The organism is Actinomadura sp. NPDC048955 (assembly GCF_040649435.1).
Classification (GTDB): Bacteria; Actinomycetota; Actinomycetes; order Streptosporangiales; family Streptosporangiaceae; genus Spirillospora; species Spirillospora luteofluorescens.
The window spans coordinates 25,107-38,711 of the sequence record NZ_JBEZJI010000037.1; the positions used below are offsets into that span (position 1 = coordinate 25,107).

10 protein-coding genes are annotated in these 13,605 nt (G+C 70.8%); 8 read left to right on the forward strand and 2 right to left on the reverse strand.

Going from position 1 to position 13,605, the window contains the following annotated elements:
- Positions 1-140: 140 nt before the first annotated feature.
- The 3 genes from AB0C84_RS29365 to AB0C84_RS29375 all read left to right on the forward strand — a co-directional run bounded on the left by AB0C84_RS29365 (position 141) and on the right by AB0C84_RS29375 (position 3,644).
- Positions 141-1,247, forward strand: coding sequence for a ferritin-like domain-containing protein (locus AB0C84_RS29365; RefSeq protein ID WP_179845447.1), 1,107 nt, complete (start codon positions 141-143; stop codon positions 1,245-1,247).
- 259 nt (positions 1,248-1,506) lie between these two features.
- Entirely contained in the window at positions 1,507-2,529 is a 1,023-nt protein-coding gene (locus AB0C84_RS29370) for a hypothetical protein (RefSeq protein WP_361072755.1), read from the forward strand.
- A 485-nt stretch (positions 2,530-3,014) separates the two neighbouring features.
- Positions 3,015-3,644 (forward strand): septal ring lytic transglycosylase RlpA family protein, encoded by a 630-nt coding sequence (locus AB0C84_RS29375; RefSeq protein WP_361072758.1) that lies wholly within the window; start codon positions 3,015-3,017, stop codon positions 3,642-3,644.
- A gap of 52 nt (positions 3,645-3,696) precedes the next feature.
- On the opposite strand, the gene AB0C84_RS29380 is transcribed toward AB0C84_RS29375, so the two are convergent.
- Complete coding sequence (locus tag AB0C84_RS29380; RefSeq protein WP_361072761.1) at positions 3,697-4,686, reverse strand: hypothetical protein; 990 nt, start codon at positions 4,684-4,686, stop codon at positions 3,697-3,699.
- 344 nt (positions 4,687-5,030) lie between these two features.
- On the opposite strand from AB0C84_RS29380, the gene AB0C84_RS29385 reads away from it, so the two are divergent.
- Complete coding sequence (locus tag AB0C84_RS29385) at positions 5,031-5,393, forward strand: YkvA family protein (protein WP_179845452.1); 363 nt, start codon at positions 5,031-5,033, stop codon at positions 5,391-5,393.
- Between the two features lie 13 nt (positions 5,394-5,406).
- Here AB0C84_RS29385 and AB0C84_RS29390 read toward each other — a convergent pair whose 3' ends face one another.
- Positions 5,407-6,156 carry an IclR family transcriptional regulator gene (locus AB0C84_RS29390; protein ID WP_361072765.1) on the reverse strand — a complete coding sequence of 250 codons (750 nt, stop codon included), beginning with the start codon at positions 6,154-6,156 and terminating at the stop codon, positions 5,407-5,409.
- Positions 6,157-7,972: 1,816 nt separating this feature from the next.
- Here AB0C84_RS29390 and AB0C84_RS29395 point away from each other — a divergent pair.
- The 4 genes from AB0C84_RS29395 to AB0C84_RS29410 all read left to right on the forward strand — a co-directional run bounded on the left by AB0C84_RS29395 (position 7,973) and on the right by AB0C84_RS29410 (position 13,605).
- Positions 7,973-8,248, forward strand: a complete 276-nt coding sequence (locus AB0C84_RS29395; RefSeq protein WP_361072768.1) for a hypothetical protein — start codon at positions 7,973-7,975, stop codon at positions 8,246-8,248.
- A 156-nt stretch (positions 8,249-8,404) separates the two neighbouring features.
- The gene (locus AB0C84_RS29400; protein WP_179845456.1) at positions 8,405-8,653 is read left to right on the forward strand and encodes a zf-TFIIB domain-containing protein; all 249 of its coding nucleotides are present in this window, start codon (positions 8,405-8,407) and stop codon (positions 8,651-8,653) included.
- A 268-nt stretch (positions 8,654-8,921) separates the two neighbouring features.
- Positions 8,922-10,718, forward strand: coding sequence for a fatty acyl-AMP ligase (locus AB0C84_RS29405; protein ID WP_361072772.1), 1,797 nt, complete (start codon positions 8,922-8,924; stop codon positions 10,716-10,718).
- Between the two features lie 61 nt (positions 10,719-10,779).
- On the forward strand, positions 10,780-13,605 hold the full coding sequence (locus AB0C84_RS29410) for an MMPL family transporter (protein WP_361072775.1): 2,826 nt from the start codon (positions 10,780-10,782) through the stop codon (positions 13,603-13,605).

Genomic DNA, 13,605 nt, shown 5'->3' on the forward strand with positions numbered 1-13,605 from the left:
GTTCGGTGGCGCCGGCGTCACGGGTTCCGGCGACTCACTGGCCTCCGCGGGCTTTACATGTTACGAAGGCATGTAAAGCCAAGGGCGGTGCACACCCGCGTCGCGATCGTGCGGCGTCACCCCTGGAGGAGGATCCCCCCGTGAGTTCCTACGACCTCTACGCCACGCCGGTCCCGACCGAGACGTGGAACGTCCCGATGGCGGGCGACACCCGCTTCACCTGGGAGTACGACGAGGGCCGCGACCGGCTGCTGAACCTGTACCAGAAGGGCAAGGACAAGCAGTGGGACGCGCAGAAGCGCATCGACTGGGACCTTGAGGTCGATCCGATCAACATCGCCGGGCTGCCGGAGAACTTCAACCCGCTGTTCGGGTCCGACATCTGGGACAAGATGTCGCAGAAGGAGAAGGACGAGTTCGGCCGCCACCAGGGCTCGTGGCTGTTCAGCCAGTTCCTGCACGGCGAGCAGGGCGCGCTGAACGTCTCGGCGCGCATCGTCCAGACCGTCCCGGACCTGGACTCGAAGTTCTACGCCGCCACCCAGACCATGGACGAGGCGCGGCACGTCGAGCTGTACGCGAAGTTCGTGCACGAGAAGATCGGCATGTACTACCCGGTCAACCAGGACCTGGCGAAGCTGCTCGCCGAGTCGCTGGAGGACAGCCGCTGGGACCTGCCCTACCTCGGCATGCAGGTCCTCATCGAGGGCCTCGCCCTCGCCGCGTTCGGGCTGTACCGCGACATGTCGACCAACCCGCTGGTCAAGCAGCTCCTCGCGTACGTCATGCAGGACGAGGCGCGGCACGTCGCGTTCGGGCGGCTCGCGCTCAAGGACTACTACGCCGAGCTCACCGACAAGGAGCGGGCCGAGCGCGAGGAGTTCGTCGTCGAGGGCTGCTACCTGATGCGCGACCGCTTCAAGGGCCGCGAGATCTTCGAGCAGCTCGACATGCCGGTCGACCGGTGCATGGAGTACGTCGACAACTCCGACATGTACACGCTCTATCAGTCGCTCCTTTTCAGCCGCATCGTCCCATGCGTCCGGGACGTGGGCCTCTGGGGTGACAAGGTGCAGGCCGCCTACCAGGACATGGGCGTCCTCGACAACGCCAAGGCCGACCTCGAAGCCCTGATGAGGCAGGACGAGGAGATCGCCGAGAAGGTCGACGAGGAGCGCTACGCGACCGAGCTCGCCGCCCGTCAGGACGAGGTCGACGAGGCCATCTCCCTCGGCGCGGCCGAGTAGCCGGACCGCGGCCGGGCGGGGGCGTCCTCCGGGACGCCCCCGCCCTTTGCTTTATCCGAAATTGTCGGCATTTGGCATTTCGCCGAACAGCTATGATCAGTTCATCTAGATCTTTCTGGTTTCCCCAAGTCATTTTCGAATCGGCCGCATCCGGCCGCGCGGTGTACTAGCGTCCCCGCTCGACGGTGCGCCGGGATTCACCAGCCGCTCGGGCGCACGCCACAGGTGCACGGCCAATCCGAAAACCCCGGGGGAAAGAATGAACCGCTCCGCCAGAAGCCTGTTCAGGGTCTCCGTCCTCGCCTCGTTCGCCGCCGCGATCGCCCTGGCGGCCGCCCCGACGGACGCCGCACCCGCGAAGGCGGCGCCGAGCGCGGCGTCCGGCCCGTCCACGCTGCTCCTGTACGAGACCGCCTCCACGGGCCATACCGTCATGCGCACCCTCCCCGCCCCCGTCGCCGGGACGGGCGGCCGGACCGCGGAGCTGGGCACCGGCGCCGCGGACGGGCTGCTGCGGGCCGCGCCGGCGGGCTCGGGCATGCGCACCGCCCGCGCCCGGTGCCGGGTGCGCCCGGACGAAACGCTCGGGTCGAGCACCGGGCTTGGGCTGCCGGACGCGCAGCTGCCGTCCGTCGGCCAGGCCCCGATCAGTGGGCTCCCCCAGGGCGACTGCCCGGGTGCGACCCACCGCGACGCCCGCGCTAGCAAGCCCGGGACGGCGCTGCCCATCCCGCCCGGTGGAGGGGGTGACGTCCCCGGCACGCTGCTCGGCGGCGTCGGCAAGCTCGGCAAGGGCCTGCCCACAGGCAAGCTCCTGCCCGCCGGCAAGCTCGGCAACCGCGAGGCCGCGCGTTCGGCCGCGCCGGACGCGCGCGCCGCCGAGACGCCCATCAGCCTGGCGGGCCCGGGGCCGAACTCCGGGCTGCCGGACCTCGGGTCCCTGCTCGGCGGCGCGACCCCCGGCGGCCTGCCCCTCGGCTCGGTGCTCTTCCCGCGGGCCGCCCGGTACGCCGGGCCCGCCCCGTCCGGCGACCTGGTCGGGCAGGCCGGCGGCACCGTGGACAAGGCCAAGTCCGGCCTCGGCCGGCCCGAGGGCGGCGTCGGCAACGTTGTGGACGTCCTGAAGGCGCGTGACGGCGCCGCCCGCAGGACGGCTGACGGCGGGCCGGAGGACGGCCCGCTGTCCATGCCCGACGCGTCCGTGCTCGGCGTGCCGAAGGTGCCCGCGGTGCCTGCGGTGCCCGCGGTTCCGGCGGTTCCGGCCGCCGGCGGGCGCGGCTGACGCGCCGCCTGTCGTCCCAGCTCACGGGGCGGCCCAACGGAAGTGATCTTCCGTCGGGCCGCCCCGTTCCCATGCGCCGGATCCTTTGTTATCCGTCCGAGATCAGCGGTATGCGCGCAGTAAAGACGATCTTGAAATGTGGTCACCCGGTGAAGTTGATCAGCTTCGGCGGGCAAAAGGTGAGGTGACAAATCCCACAAACAACGGCTCTACGGCTTGATCTATGGAGGACACAACGTACGGTCAGGGACTTGTGCGGCGCTTCAGCGATTTCGAAAAGTGAAGATGCCTTTCCAGCCGCACCTGCCGGACGCCGATCCGCGATCATGCGGACGCGCCTGAGAGAACGGCGCGAAGCGGGCCGATGAGCCCGCGGGCGGCGGGGGATCCGGGGGACGGCCTACGTCGCCCGGCCCTGCCGCGAGAGAGCGGCGGTGAGATCCGCCGGGCGTCCGGGGTCCTGTCCCCTAACAAAGGACTCCTCTGTGGGTAGCCCTGTCAGGCGTCTTCTTCGAGCGCGCCTACGCACCATCCTGATCGTCTCCGGCGCCGCCGTCGCCGTCCTCGCCGCGGGCGCGTTCGCCCTGGCCGGACGCGACGGCCCCGCCGACTCGGCACAGGCGGCGCAGACCGCGCCCCAGGCCGCGGACCCGCTGGCGGACCGTCCGCACGGCGAGCCCACCCGCGCCGGCCGAGGCCGGCCCCGCTCTCCGGAGCCGTCACCTTCGAAGACACCCAGGAAGAGCAAGAAGAAGAAGTCGTCGAAGGCCGACAGCCAGGCCGCGAACCTGGCGAAGCCCAAGAAGAAGAAGCAGTACAAGGTCGTGAAGTCGGGTTCCTGCGAGGCCTCCTACTACTGGGAGGGCCAGATGACCGCGAGCGGCGAACCCTTCGACCCGAGCGAGCTGACGGCCGCGCACAAGACGCTGCCGCTGGGCTCGAAGGTCCGGGTGACCAACAAGAACAACGACCGTTCGGTCGTCGTCCGCATCAACGACCGCGGCCCGTACGCGGGCGGGCGCTGCCTGGACCTGTCCAAGGCCGCCATGAAGAAGGTCGGCGGCACCGGGTCGGGCGTCATCCCCGTCCGCTACGAGGTCCTGTCCAAGGGCTGACCCGCTCGGTCACCACCCGCCCGGCGGGCGCGGCAGCGTGCCCGCCGGGCGGTCAGAACCCGTGGCCCAGCCCGGCGCCCGTCCGCGCGTCCGGGGCGTTCCCCGTGCCGGACGACCACGAACCGTGCCGCCGCTCCATCGGCTGCGTGTCACCGCTCGCCTCGGCCGCCCCGCCACCGGGCCCGGCCTGCGCGGCCCCCTCGGCCGCCCCGGGCGCGAGCGTGGCGAGACGGTCGCGGAACCAGTCGGTGAGGACGCCGTCGACCCGGACGGCCTCGGTGATCGGCGGACGCGGCTCGGTGCCGGGCTCGGCGGCCAGCGCGTGCCCCATCCGGAACGTGGTCGACTCCGCCTGGCCGCCGTGCCTGCGCAGCTCGTCGCGGAGCGCCGTGATCTCCCGCGCGGGGACGACGCGGTCCTTCGCGCCGCCGACGAGCAGGACCGGGACGTCCCGTCCGGCGATGTCGCCGGCGAGGGCCCCGAGGTCGAGCCGGTCGGCGAGCGCGACGGCGTGCTCGCTCCAGGCGCGCTCCGAACCGGACCGCTTCTCCACCGCCCGCGCGGCCCGCGCCGGGGCGACGACGGGCGCGACGAGCGCGGCGGTGCTCACCGGGACCACGCCGTGCGCGACGGCGAGCAGGGCGGCCGCGCCGCCCGCGCTGAAGCCCGCGAGGCCCACCGGGCCGTCCGGGACGTCGAGGTCGCGGCGGATCTGCGCGAGCGCGTCGGGCAGCCGCCGGGCGGCGTTCTCCACGGCCGCGCAGTACGCCTCGATGCTCTCGGTCTCCAGGATCGAGCCGGAGCCGAGACCGCCGGGCGAGCGCCCCGGCAGGTCCAGGTAGACGCGCCACACGGGCACGCCCGTCATCGGGATCGCCGTCGCCAGCGCGCTCGCCGCCCGTGGCGGGTCGAAGCCGGGCCAGGCCACGATCAGCCGGGTCGGGCCGGACGCGGTCGCGTCGACGGCCGTCGGGGGCAGCGCGACATAGGCGTCGCCTGCCACGGTGCCGTGGACGGGGCGGTTCGTATCGTCGCCGCTCATATCGGTACGTCAGCTCCTGCGATGCTCGACGGGCTTTGCCGGTCGTGCCGGGCGGAGGCGGCGCTCCCCCGGATCGCCCATGCTCGCAGCGGCCGCCAGCCGACACGCCGCGAACCGCCGCACGTCGACCACGAGAGTGATGAACACCTCACCTGAGGTCACCCGGATCGAGCGCGATCGCCCGATCCGATCGATGATCGTGCTGGCGAGAGCCGGATCGGCCCGGGTGTGACCCGCACCTCATGATCGATCGAAGGGAACAATTCCGGCACTCGTCGCGTCCTAGTCGTACGTGGGCGTTGCGGGGGCGCGCCCGCCCAGACGTCCCGATTCAAGGAGTGCTGGTGGACAGGAAGCGCAGTGCGGCCGCCGCCGGGCAGGCCTGGCATATCTACCGCGAGACGCTCGAACCCGACGCGCCAGGATTCTGGGAACGCTTCCGCGCCGTTCCCAGGATGCTCAAGTCAGTCCTGCGCGGGCAGTACAAGGGGATGTCCTTCGGGACGCTCGGACTGCTCGCGCTGGGGCTCGTCTACATCATCTCCCCGATCGACGCCATTCCCGATGTCATCCCCGTCGTGGGCATCGCCGACGACACCGGGCTGGCCCTGTGGCTGGCGACCGTGCTGGTGAAGTCCGCGGGAGACTTCGTCACCTGGGAGCGCAGCGGGCGCCCCACCGTCATCGTCGGCGAGCCCGTCGACTGACGACCGCACGGACTCAGGAGGCGTTCGGCCCCAGTTCCTTGGCGAAACGGTCGGCGGCGTCGCGCATGATGGGCACGACGCTCGGAACGGCCTCGTGCGTCATACGCCCTGAAGGCCCCGACACCGAGATGGCCGTCAACGTCGGCGCACCTTGCAACGCCACCGCGACGCACCGGACACCGAGCTCCTGCTCCTCATCATCGAGCGCGTAGCCCTGCCGGCGGATCTGCTCCAGTTCCGTCAGCAGGGCTTCTGCGTCGGTGAAGGTGTTGGGCGTGTGCGCGTCCATGCCCGTCCTGGCGAGGATCTCGCGGACCCGAGGGTCCGGCAGCTGCGCCAGGAGCGCCTTCCCCACACCCGTGCAGTGCGGCTGGACGCGCCGCCCCACCTCGGTGAACATCCGCATCGAGTGCTTGGACGGCACCTGCGCCACGTACACGGCCTCGTCCCCCTCCAGGACCGCCATGTTGGCCGTCTCGCCGACCTCCTCCACCAGCCGCGACAGCACCGGCCGCGCCCACGTGCCGAGCAGGCGGCTCGCGCCCTCGCCGAGCCGGATGAGGCGCGGGCCCAGGGCGTAGCGCTTGGACGGCTCCTGCCGGACATAGCCCTGGTTGACCAGCGTCCGCATCAGCCGGTAGATCGTCGGCATCGGCAGCCCGGAGACCTCCGTCAGCTCCGACAGCGCCATCTCGCCGCCCGCGTCCGCCAGATGCTCCAGCAGCTCGAACGCGCGGGCCAGCGACCGAACGCCCTCCGTCACCCGTGACTCCTCTCCATCGCGATCACCCGATTCTACGAAGATTCGATTTCGCTGTGCGAAAGAGGGTGGGTTGCCGGGATGCGACACGTTACTCCGGCGAGTGACGTGGCAATAACTCCTTGTGTCCGACATCGTGAGCGCGGCCCCCGGGTGCCCACGAGGAGACCGCTAGGGGGAGCGTGTGCGAGGGGAGCGCCGAGGAGCCCGCTGGGGCGCGATCACTGTGAGCAGCGCGCTGGCCGCGCCGCTCACGCTGATGAGCCCGGTCGCCCAGGCGGTGCCGGAGACGGCCCCGCCGAACGTCCGGTTGCGAGTGGCCACGAAACCCGACGGCGTCACGTTGCAGGGATCCGACTACACGCTGGCCTTCACCGTCCGCGTCAGCGCCCGGGGCGGCGTCGCCCGCAAGGCCGGCCTGCGCCTCACTGCCGACCGCCCCTTGTCCTGGACGAGCCGCACAGCCGACTGCTCACCGCTCGGCTCCGGCCAGGGGCTGCGCTGCGTCCTCGGCGATGTGGGTCCGGAGGGGCGTGAACGCAGGGGGACCGTCCGCTTCCCGGCCTCGCTGGTGCAGGGACCGTCCGCGAAACCCCTGAGCATCCTCGCCGTAGCAGACGCCGCCAACGCTCCCCGCCGCTCGACCCGCACGTTCTTCGATTTCACCAAGACCGCCCGGAACGCGTTGAACGGCGCTTCACCTAACCCGTCCAGCGCCGGCCAGAGCCCCCCGAGCGGCGATGAGTTCACACCCTGCACCAACGACAAGGCGAGCCCCGCCACGGAGTGGTGCCCAACAGCCCCCCTGCCCGGCGCCACCAAACAGACGCAATGCAAGAAGAGCAACACAAGCCCGCCCACCCGCCCATGCCCGCCACCTTCTGGCAGCGATCCGGCGCAGGCCAAGCCGGACTCCAGTGCGAAGCCCGGCGCGGGTGGTGGGCCGTTGCAGTGTGCGGGGGGTGCGTCGGGCGGGGGCAGTCCGTGTGCGTCGCCATCCGGTGGGAAGGCGGCGCATGGGGCCAAGACGAGCCCTAGTTCGCAGCTGAGTGGGCCTTGTGTGCGGGGCAACGCTGGCGGCGGGGGGCGGGCGTGTCCGTCGCCGTCCAGGGGGAACCCGACGCCTGGTGTCACGTCGTCTGGGTCTTCCCCAGGAGCGGGTGGCGCACCCTCGCACTGTGTGGAGAGCAACTCTGGTGGGAGTGGGCGGCCGTGTGTTTCGTCGAGCCACGGTGTTAAGCCGTCCCCCGGGGCTCATCCGCGGCCGGTGGGGCCGGGGGGTCCGTCTACGCCGTGCGTGGGAAGCAGTACGACCGTGGAGGGGTGGCCGTGTCCGGCGACAATCCATGGAAAGACGCCTCACGTTGCGGTGCCGTCCGACAGCGGTAAGCCAAGTCAGAGCGCGAAGCCGTCATCTCATGTCCTGCCGCCTCACAGCACCAAGCCGAGCCACAGCGCGAAGCCAAGCCACAGCGCGAAGCCAAGCCACAGCGCGAAGCCAAGCCACAGCGCGAAGCCAAGCCACAGCGCGAAGCCGAGTCATGGTGTGAAGCCGAGTCATGGTGTGAAGCCGAGCCACGGTGGGGCGCCGTCTGGTGGTGCGGGGCCGGGTGTTGGTGTTAAGCCGCCGGACAGTGCGAAGCCGAGTGTGGGCGCTAAGCCGGGTGAGAGTGGGAAGCCGAGCCTGGGCGGTAAGCCCGAGGCGGGTGCCCAGCCGGGCGGGGGCGGTCTGCCGCCTGGGGGCGGGCCTGTTGTGGACGGGCCGGGGATGCCGGGCGGGAGTGGGCAGCCGAATACCGGGGTTCCGGTCGCTCCGAATGTGCCCGGGCAGGTGCTGCCGGCGCCGTCGGCGCCGGTCGTGCTGCCGCCGGTGAAGCCTCCGGCCCTGCCGCCGGTGGCGGACGCGAGTCATACGTCCCTGATGTCACCGGCCGGCGTGGAGGAGGGGGACGGGACGGACTGGGCGGTCGTCCTCGCCGTGGCGCTGGTGGCCGAGATCGGCCTGCTGTGGGGCGCGGCCTGCATCGTGCTGGCGCGGCGCCGGGTGGCGCTCGGCCACGCCGAGTCCAGGGCAGAGCAGGACAGAACGGGCTGATGCCGACGAAGGGGCTAGGGCGACGCGAACGGGCGCGCGTCCCGGTCCCGCGTCCGAATCGGCGGACGAGTGTCCTGGTATCGACCCGAAAAGGGTCCAGTGTCAGTATGCTGACCGGCGACGGTAAAGGCGGGCGTGACGGACAGGGGATCCGGTATGTCAGACGCGACGCTGCAGTGCCCGAAGTGCGACTCCAAGCTCGACACGCACGAACGCCACGGGGTCGTGATCGAGGAATGCCCGGGATGCAAGGGCGTCTTCCTCGACCGCGGCGAGTTGGAGCAGCTCATCGACGCGGAGAGCCGCTACCTCGCCGAACTTCCGGACGAGGTGAACCCGGAGACGACGTACCAGGGGCGGCACCGGCGGGGCATCATGCAGCAGATCTTCTCCGCCGACCGGTAGCCCCGGGCACGGTCGGTGACCGGCCGGAAGCCCAGGCGTGAAAGGCGATTTCCTCTTGTCACGGGGATGACAAACCGTGCTTCGGCGAATGTGAGCGGCAGCTAATATCGCGCACTGACTACCATCCGGTAGCTTTGTGATCATCGCCGGTCACCGGGGCGTCCAGACAGAGTCGTCCGGCGGGCGCGGCGCACCTGCGCCGGCGGAGTGCGACCCCTCACGGCATCGTCCACGGCCCCGTCCGGCCCGTCCCCTCGGGAGATGATCAATGGCATTGGGCTCGCTGCTTCCCGAACTCCTGCCCGGCGGCTCCGGCCGCACCCCGCTGATCGAGCGGGTCGCGCGGTGGGCGAGGCAGAAGCCGGACGCCCCGGCCTACACCTTCGTCGACTACTCGGCCGACCCGTCCGGCGCGCACCTCACGCTGAGCTGGGCCGAGACCGACCGGCGGGCGCGCGCCATGGCGGTGACGCTCCGGCAGGTCACCGGGCCCGGGGAGCGCGCCGCGCTGCTGCTGCCGCAGACGCTCGAATACATGATGACCATGCTCGGCGCCCTGTACTCGCACGTCATCGCGGTCCCGCTGTTCTCGCCCGACCTGCCGGGGCACGCCGACCGGCTGATCGGCGCCTACACCGACGCCGAGCCCGCGGTGATCGTCACGACGCGGAACGCGCTGCCGCACGTGGAGAAGTTCCTCGCCGACCACGACGTCCCGCAGCCGAAGGAGATCGTGTTCGCCGAGGAGGTCGACCTGGCCCTGGCGGACCGCTGGCGCGACGAGACGGTCGCCTTCGACGACGTCGCCTACCTGCAGTACACGTCGGGATCGACGCGCCGTCCCGCCGGAGTGGAGATCACCCACGGGAACGTGACGGCGAACGCCGCACAGCTGTGGGCCGGGTGGGCGCCCGAGAAGCCGGACCCCGAGCTGGTGAGCTGGCTGCCGCTGTTCCACGACATGGGGCTGATCGCGACGATGGCGCTGCCGCTGGTGCGCGGCGACCACGCCATCTACACCGACCCCGTCTCGTTCATCATGAACCCGATGCGGTGGCTGCAGCTCATCGCGGGGCGTCCCGGCAAGAACGTCTACACCGCCGGTCCGAACTTCGCCTACGAGTACGTCGCGTCCATGGCCGCGCCTGAGAAGATCGCCGATCTGGACCTGTCCGGCCTGACGACCTGCCTGAACGGCGCCGAGCCGATCCGCACCTCGACGCTGTCGACGTTCGCCGACGCGCTGGCGCCGGCCGGGCTGCGTCCGGGCGCGCAGGCGCCGGGCTACGGGCTGGCCGAGGCCACCGTGTTCGTCACGGCCGCCGCCGAGGACGTCCCACCGAAGATCATCTCGGTGGACCGTGAGGCGCTCACCCAGGGCGACCTGCGGCTCCGCGAGGACGGCGCCGAGGGGACGACCGCGCTGGTGTCGTGCGGACGCCCGTGCGGGCAGATCGTCGCGATCGTCGACCCCGAGGCCCGCGTCGAGCAGCCGGACGGGCGGGTCGGCGAGATCTGGGTCCACGGCCCCAACACGGCGCCCGGCTACTGGCGCAACTCCGAGCGGAGCCAGGAGACGTTCGGCGGCGAGCTGTCCGAGCCAGGGGGCCTGCCGTCCGGGCCGTGGATGAAGACCGGCGACTACGGGGTCGTCCACGAGGGTGAGCTCTATGTGACCGGCCGTATCAAGGACCTCATCATCGTGGACGGCCGCAACCACTACCCGCAGGACATCGAGGTCACCGCGCAGGAGGCCCACCCGGCGGTCCGCCCCGACCACGTGGCCGCGTTCGCGCTCACCGGGGAGGAGACCGAGCGGCTGGTGGTCGTCGCCGAGCGCAACCGCCGCGTCCCCCTCGGTCGGCTCGACGTCGACGAGGTGGAGTCGGCGGTCCGCGCGGCCGTCAACGTCGAGCACGAGATGAGCGTCCACGCGTTCGTATTGATCGAACCGGGTGGCGTGTCGCGCACCTCCAGCGGGAAGATCGCACGGGCCGCGACCCGGCAGCGCTACCTGGACGGCGACCTGGCGACGACCGCGGACCGCCTCGCGTCCCGCAGGTGACGACGGAACCGGCCGTGCGGGGGCGAGGGAGCCTCCGGGCGGCCGTGGAAACAGGAGGAACATGCTTTCGGGGCTGGGGCGTCTCATCCACCGGCGACGCTGGACCAGCCTCGTCCTGATCCTGATCATGACCGTGGTGGCGGGCGCCTGGGGGCTCGGCGTGTTCGCCAAGTTCAAGGAGGGCGGCTTCGAGGACCCCGACGCGTCCTCGACGCTCGTCGCCAAGCTCGGCGCGACCTACTTCGGCAGCACCAACCCCGACGTCCTCGTGCTGTATTCGAGCGACACCATGACGGTGGACGACCCGCGCTTCGAGGCGAGCGTCGTCACCACCATCGCACGGCTGCCCAAGGCCCAGGTCGAGGAGATCATCTCCTACTGGTCGTTCAACGGCGAGGCCGCGCGCACGTTCGCCTCCCACGACCGGCACTCGACCTTCGTCGCGGTGAAGCTGAAGGGCAAGGAGGCCGCGGACAAGACGGAGAACTACCACGCCGTCAAGGACCGCATGGCCGCGCCAGGACTCGACGTCCGGTACGGCGGCAGCGTCCCGCTGGGCGAGGAGTTCGGCAAGCAGGTCGTCGCCGACATCGTCCGCGCCGAGACCATCACCATGCCGCCCCTGCTCATCCTGCTCGTCATCCTGTTCGGCGCCGTGGTGGCCTCGTCACTGCCCATCGTCGTGGCCGTCTTCTCGACGGTCGGGGGACTGGCCGTCCTGCACGTGGTGACGTACGCGGCCGACGTGACGTCCTTCGCGCTGGAAGTCGTCACGATGATGGGCGTCGGCCTCGCGATCGACTACTCGCTGTTCATCATCAGTCGTTTCCGTGAAGAACTGCAGCGCGGCATGGCCGCGCAAGGTCTGCCACCTGGAAAACCCTGGAAGCGGGAAAACGGCAAGGCAGCGCGCAAAGCCGCCAAGAAAGCGCACAGGACGGCTCTCAAGCCCATACGCGAAGCCGCCCTGGCGGCCACCATGGCGACGGCGGGCCGCACCATCATGGTCAGCGGCATCACCGTCTCGGCGGCTCTCGCGGGCCTCCTGCTCTTCCCGCAGATGTTCCTCCGGACGATCGGGCTCGCCGGCATAGCCACCGTCATGGTCGCGGTGTTCGGAGCCACCGTTCTGCTGCCGACGCTCTTGGCCCTCCTAGGGCCGCGTGTCGAAGGCGGGCAGATGTGGTGGCGGCGTCCCTCGTCCAAGCGCGCGCGGCGAGACCCCGAGAGCGGCTTCTGGTACCGGCTCGGCCACAGCGTGATGAAGCACCCGCTCCCATACTTCGCGGTCGTGCTCGTCATCCTGGGCGTGATGTTCGTGCCGTTCCTGAACGTCCAGTTCGGCAGTGTGGACGCCCGCGTCCTTCCCAAGGACAGCCCCACCCGCGCCGTGGTGGAGACCATCAAGAAGGACTTCCCCAACGGATCCGTTGAGCCCATCGATGTGGTGGTGTCCGGAGACCTCATCCCGCGCGACTGGACGCCGTCCGGCAAGGGCGACCCCATCCCGCCCTACCTGGAGCAGTTCAGGAAGCAGCTCGGGTCGCTCCCCGGCGTCACCGAGGCCCAGTTCACCGGCTACTCCGGTTCGTACGGGGGCGTGCGCATCTCCGTCACGCACAAGTACGAGCCGATGGACCAGCACGCCCAGGACCTCGTCACCAAGATCCGCGGGATGAGCCTGTCCAAGGACGGCTACCCGATGCACATCGACGTCGGCGGCAGCACCGCGTCCCAGATGGACCTGATGTCGAGCCTGATGAGATCCCTGCCGAAGATGGCGCTCGTCGTCGGGATCGCCACGTTCGTCCTGCTCTTCATGTTCTTCGGCTCGATCGTCCTGCCGCTGAAGGCCATCGTCATGAACGTCCTGTCGATCGGCGCCTCGTTCGGCGCGATCGTCTGGGGCTTCCAGTACGGGCACCTCGCGGGGCTGCTGAACTTCACCCCCACCGGCGGCGTCGAGGCCACCAGCATGATCCTCATCCTCGCGGTCGTGTTCGGCCTGTCCATGGACTACGAGGTCTTCCTGCTGAGCCGCATTCGCGAGGAATGGGACCTCACGCACGACAACCGGGTCGCCGTCGCGTCCGGAATGCAGCACACGGGCGGCATCATCACCAGCGCCGCGCTGCTCTTCCTCCTCGTCATCGCCGCGTTCAGCATGGCCGGGATCACCGTCGTGAAGCTGATCGGCGTCGGCATGTTCGTGGCCGTCGTCGTGGACGCCGCCCTCGTCCGCTCCCTCCTCGTCCCGGCCACGATGCGCTTCATGGGCTCGGCCAACTGGTGGCTGCCGGGCTTCCTCGCCGGCCTGCACGCCCGCATGGACCTGCGCGAACGCAGCGTCCTCGCCCCGGCCGGCGCCACCGCGACCCCGCCCCGCCTGCCGGACGAGCAGCCCTTCCCGTACGCCATCAACTGGGAGGAACCGACCACGCCTCCCGCGGGCACCGTGCCGCCGGAAGGGCACGTCCGCCCGGACACCGCCGACCCGGCCGGGATGCGGACCGCGCCGGAGCCGCTCACCCCTCAGGACCCCGGACCGTCCGGCACGCCCGTCGGCCCGGAGTGGCAGGACGCTCCTGCACGCAGGACGGCCAAGGCCTCCGGGGACGTGCCGCGCGCCCGTCAGCGCCCGGACGCGAACGCCGCGTTCCAGGCCGCCCCGCAGCCGAGCACGGGCGAGTCGCCGAAGCTGGTCTTCCAGACGGCTCCCGGCGGCGTGGGGTCTGGCGCGTCCAAGCCCGAGGGAGCACCGTGGGCGCCATGGGCAGACGGCCCACCGCAACCGAAGCCGCACACCGCCCCGCGCACCAGACGCGTGATCGTCGCCAACCCGGACGGCTCAGGCTGGCACTGGGCCGAAGAAGCCGAAACACCCTGA

Coding starts and splice junctions, on each gene's coding strand:
- AB0C84_RS29410 (WP_361072775.1), top strand. CDS start 10,780: ATGCTTTCGGGGCTGGGGCGTCTCATCCACCGGCGACGCTGGACCAGC.
- AB0C84_RS29400 (WP_179845456.1), top strand. CDS start 8,405: ATGTCAGACGCGACGCTGCAGTGCCCGAAGTGCGACTCCAAGCTCGAC.
- AB0C84_RS29380 (WP_361072761.1), bottom strand. CDS start 4,686: ATGAGCGGCGACGATACGAACCGCCCCGTCCACGGCACCGTGGCAGGC.
- AB0C84_RS29370 (WP_361072755.1), top strand. CDS start 1,507: ATGAACCGCTCCGCCAGAAGCCTGTTCAGGGTCTCCGTCCTCGCCTCG.
- AB0C84_RS29405 (WP_361072772.1), top strand. CDS start 8,922: ATGGCATTGGGCTCGCTGCTTCCCGAACTCCTGCCCGGCGGCTCCGGC.